The organism is Vibrio hepatarius (genome assembly GCF_001274785.1).
GTDB lineage: Bacteria > Pseudomonadota > Gammaproteobacteria > Enterobacterales > Vibrionaceae > Vibrio > Vibrio hepatarius.
In genome coordinates this window covers 1-434 of sequence record NZ_LHPI01000071.1, presented here as the reverse complement: position 1 = coordinate 434, position 434 = coordinate 1, and the positions used below count along the sequence as shown (strand labels likewise).

Here is a 434-nt window from a genome sequence, read left to right as displayed (position 1 = left end):
TAAACACAGTATTGCAAGGACGCGGAACATGCCTCATGTGGCGGCCAGGACGGCCAGCCGGGATCGGGATACTGGTCGTTACCAGAGCCACCGACCCGAGCAAACCCTTCTCTATCAGATCGTTGACGAGTATTACCCGGCATTCGCTGCGCTTATGGCAGAGCAGGGAAAGGAATTGCCGGGCTATGTGCAACGGGAATTTGAAGAATTTCTCCAATGCGGGCGGCTGGAGCATGGCTTTCTACGGGTTCGCTGCGAGTCTTGCCACGCCGAGCACCTGGTCGCTTTCAGCTGTAAGCGTCGCGGTTTCTGCCCGAGCTGTGGGGCGCGGCGGATGGCCGAAAGTGCCGCCTTGCTGGTTGATGAAGTACTGCCTGAACAACCCATGCGTCAGTGGGTGTTGAGCTTCCCGTTTCAGCTGCGTTTCCTGTTTG

General features: G+C 57.8%; 1 protein-coding gene. It reads left to right on the top strand.

What is annotated here, in order from left to right; genetic code table 11:
* Positions 1-28: 28 nt before the first annotated feature.
* Positions 29-434, top strand: a 406-nt coding sequence (locus tag AKJ31_RS22315; RefSeq protein WP_001120876.1) for an IS91 family transposase, incomplete at its 3' end; no start/stop codon positions are given.